The sequence below is a fragment of the Ruegeria sp. CDSB086 genome, from assembly GCF_059611065.1.
In genome coordinates this window covers 1-3,729 of the sequence record NZ_JBXWOV010000024.1, presented here as the reverse complement: position 1 = coordinate 3,729, position 3,729 = coordinate 1, and the positions used below count along the sequence as shown (strand labels likewise).

The following is a 3,729-nucleotide window of genomic DNA, read 5'->3' as shown; positions in this document are numbered from 1 at the left end:
AAACGCACCCCATTGCATTCTTTGCACGTTGAGTTGGGGGGTAAGTTGGTTGATTTTGCTGGGTGGGAGATGCCTGTTCAGTATCCTTTGGGGATTATGGGGGAGCATAAGCAGTGTCGTGAGAAGGCGGCGTTGTTTGATGTGTCTCATATGGGTCAGGTGATCCTGCGCGGTGAGAATGTGGGTGAGAAGCTGGAAGCTTTGTGCCCGCAGGCTTACGCGACCCTGAAGCCGGGCAAGGCGCGGTACGGGTTCTTTACGAATGCCGAAGGCGGGATCATGGACGATTTGATCGTGTCGAATGCGGGGGATTACTATTTCGTGGTGGTGAATGCCGCGCTGCGCCATCAGGACATTCCGCATATGCGAGACAATCTGGACGGCGTCGAAGTGACCGAGATCTTCGACCGCGCGCTGGTGGCGGTGCAGGGCCCTGCAGCGGAAAACGTGGTTGGGGATCTGTGCCCTGCCGCTCGCGACCTGAAGTTCATGGAAACCACTGAGGCCCCGATCAACGGCGTAGACTGCCGCATCTCGCGGCTGGGCTACACCGGCGAGGACGGGTATGAGATCTCGATCCCCGAGGACAAGGCGATCGAAGTTTCGAAAGCCTTCCTGGCGCATGAGGATTGCGAAGCGGCCGGTCTGGGCGCGCGCGACAGCCTGCGGCTGGAGGCGGGTCTGTGCCTCTATGGCAATGACATCGACCAGAGCACCTCGCCGATTGAGGCCAGCCTCGGCTGGGCGATCCAGAAGCGCCGCAAGGAAGAAGGCGGCTTTCCGGGTGCGGAGCGTGTGCAGAAGGAACTGGCCGAAGGCCCTGCTAAAAAGCTGGTTGGCATCAAGCCCGATGGCCGCGCTCCAGCGCGTCAGGGCGTGGAAATCCAGTGCGCCGAGGGCAATACGATCGGTCAGATCACCTCGGGCGTATTTGGCCCCACGGTCGGCGGACCGGTGGCGATGGGCTATGTTTCCAAGGGCCACGGTGAGCCGGGCGAGACGGTGAACCTGATCATCCGGGGCAAGCCGCAGCCGGCGCAGATCGTGGCGCTGCCCTTCGTCAAACAGAATTACAAGCGTTGAAGTCAGGAGAGAGACAACATGGCAACCTATTATTCCGAAGAGCATGAATGGCTGACCGTCGAAGGCGACACGGCCACTCTGGGCATCACCAAGCACGCGGCTGAACAGCTGGGCGACGTGGTGTTCGTGGAGCAGCAGGAAGCAGGCGATGAGTTTGAAAAAGGCGGCGAGATCGGCGTGATCGAATCCGTCAAGGCCGCCTCCGAGCTTTATGCCCCGGTCGATGGCGAGATCACGGAAGTGAACGAAGCGCTGGCCGACAACCCCGGCGCGCTGAACGAAGACCCCGAGGGCGAAGCCTGGATCTACAAGATCAAGATCGCGGATGCCGCGCAGCTGGAGGATCTGATGGATCTGGACGGCTACAAGGCCCTGATCGGGTAAACCCAAACGGCGGGTCCTTTCGCGGATCCGCCCCTTCATCTGGCTAAAAATATCCCCGCCGGAGGCTCCTGCCAGAGCGGCCGGGCGAGACATTCCCTGAGGAGCATGACCTATGGCCTTCAAACTGACTGATTACGAAGCCTATGACTTCGCCAACCGCCGCCATATCGGGCCCAGCCCGACGGAAATGCGCGACATGCTCAAGGTGATTGGCTTCAAGACGCTGGACCAGCTGATCGACGCCACCGTCCCGCCTGCGATCCGGCAGAAAGAGCCGCTGGACTGGGGTCCGGCGATGACCGAACGCGATGCGCTCTTTTACATGAAAGAGGTGGCGAGCAAGAACAAGGTTCTGACCTCGCTGATCGGTCAGGGCTATTACGGCACCACCACGCCGGCGCCGATCCTGCGCAACATCCTGGAAAACCCGGCCTGGTACACCGCCTATACGCCCTATCAGCCCGAGATCAGCCAGGGCCGGCTTGAGGCGCTGCTGAACTTCCAGACCATGGTCAGCGACCTGACCGGGCTGGACGTGGCCAACGCCTCGCTCTTGGACGAAGCCACAGCCGCAGCCGAAGCGATGGCGATGGCCAAGCGCGGCGGGCGGTCAAAGGCCAACAACGCGGCTTTCTTCGTCGACAAGAACTGCCACCCGCAGACCATCGCGGTGATCAAAACCCGCGCCGAGCCTCTGGGCATCGATGTGCAGGTGGCCGACCCGGGCACGCTGGACGCAGGGTCGGTCTTTGGCGCGATCTTCCAGTATCCCGGCACCCACGGCCATGTGCGCGACTTCACCAACGAGATCGCCGCCCTGCACGAACATAAAGCCATTGCCATTGTTGCTGCCGACATCCTGTCGCTGGCGCTGCTGAAGTCACCGGGTGAGATGGGCGCGGATATTGCCATCGGCTCGACCCAGCGCTTTGGCGTGCCGATGGGCTATGGCGGTCCGCACGCTGCTTACATGGCGACCAGTGACAAGCTGAAGCGGTCGATGCCCGGCCGGATCATCGGCGTGTCGATCGACGCGCGCGGCAACAAGGCTTACCGCCTGGCACTGCAGACGCGTGAGCAACACATCCGCCGCGAGAAAGCCAACTCGAATGTCTGCACCGCGCAGGCGCTCTTGGCGGTGATTGCCTCGATGTATGCCGTGTATCACGGTCCCGACGGCATCAAGGCCATCGCGCAATCGGTGCACCGCAAGACCTCGCGCCTGGCCGCCGGTCTGGAAGAGGCGGGCTTTGCCGTGGAACCAGAGGTGTTCTTCGACACCATCACGGTTGAGGTCGGCCACCTGCAGAATGTCGTGATGGAGGCCGCCGTGGCCCGCGGTGTCAACCTGCGCAAGGTGGGTGAGACCAAGGTGGGCATCAGCCTGGACGAACAGACCCGCCCCGAGACCATCGAGGCCGTCTGGGGTGCCTTCGGCATCGATCGCAAGGATGACAGCTCGAACAAGCTCTACCGCCTGCCGGATTACGCGCTGCGCGAAAGCGCCTACCTGACCCACGAGATCTTCCACAAAAACCGGGCCGAGGCCGAGATCACGCGCTATATGCGCCGTCTGGCTGACCGCGACCTGGCGCTGGACCGGGCAATGATCCCGCTGGGCTCCTGCACCATGAAGCTGAACGCCACGATCGAGATGATCCCGGTCACCTGGCCCGAGTTCGGCAATCTGCACCCGTTCTGCCCCGAAGATCAGGCGCAGGGCTATCATGAGATGATTGATGATCTGAACGACAAGCTGTGCCAGATCACCGGCTATGACGCGATCTCCCAGCAGCCCAACTCGGGTGCGCAGGGCGAGTACGCAGGCCTGCTGACCATCCGCAACTATCACGCCGCGCGCGGTGAGGCGCACCGCAATGTCTGCCTGATCCCGACCTCGGCGCATGGCACCAACCCGGCCTCGGCGCAGATGGTGGGCTATCAGGTTGTGCCGGTGCAGGCCGATGACAAGGGCAACATCGACCTGAATGACTTCCGCGCCAAGGCGGAAAAGCATTCGGACCATCTGGCCGCCTGCATGATCACCTACCCCTCGACCCATGGCGTGTTCGAGACCACCGTGCAGGAGGTCTGCCAGATCACCCATGATCACGGCGGTCAGGTCTATATCGACGGCGCCAACATGAACGCCATGGTCGGTCTCTCGCGTCCGGGTGACATTGGCGGTGACGTCAGCCACCTGAACCTGCACAAGACCTTCTGCATCCCGCATGGCGGTGGTGGCCCCGGCATGGGCCCGAT

General features: G+C 62.2%; 3 protein-coding genes. All 3 read left to right on the top strand.

Annotation, left to right across the window (positions count from 1 at the left end; genetic code table 11):
- On the top strand, positions 1 to 1,083 hold a 1,083-nt coding region (gene gcvT / locus AC2FIO_RS22770; RefSeq protein WP_496700161.1), incomplete at its 5' end, for a glycine cleavage system aminomethyltransferase GcvT.
- Between the two features lie 18 nt (positions 1,084 to 1,101).
- Positions 1,102 to 1,467 (top strand): glycine cleavage system protein GcvH, encoded by a 366-nt coding sequence (gene gcvH / locus AC2FIO_RS22765; protein ID WP_058271403.1) that lies wholly within the window; start codon positions 1,102 to 1,104, stop codon positions 1,465 to 1,467.
- Between the two features lie 112 nt (positions 1,468 to 1,579).
- A partial coding sequence (gene gcvP, locus AC2FIO_RS22760) for an aminomethyl-transferring glycine dehydrogenase (protein ID WP_496700159.1) occupies positions 1,580 to 3,729 on the top strand: 2,150 nt, incomplete at its 3' end.

Bases quoted from the DNA above. Each gene is read 5' to 3' on its own strand.
- gcvH (WP_058271403.1), top strand. From the start codon at position 1,102: ATGGCAACCTATTATTCCGAAGAGCATGAATGGCTGACCGTCGAAGGC.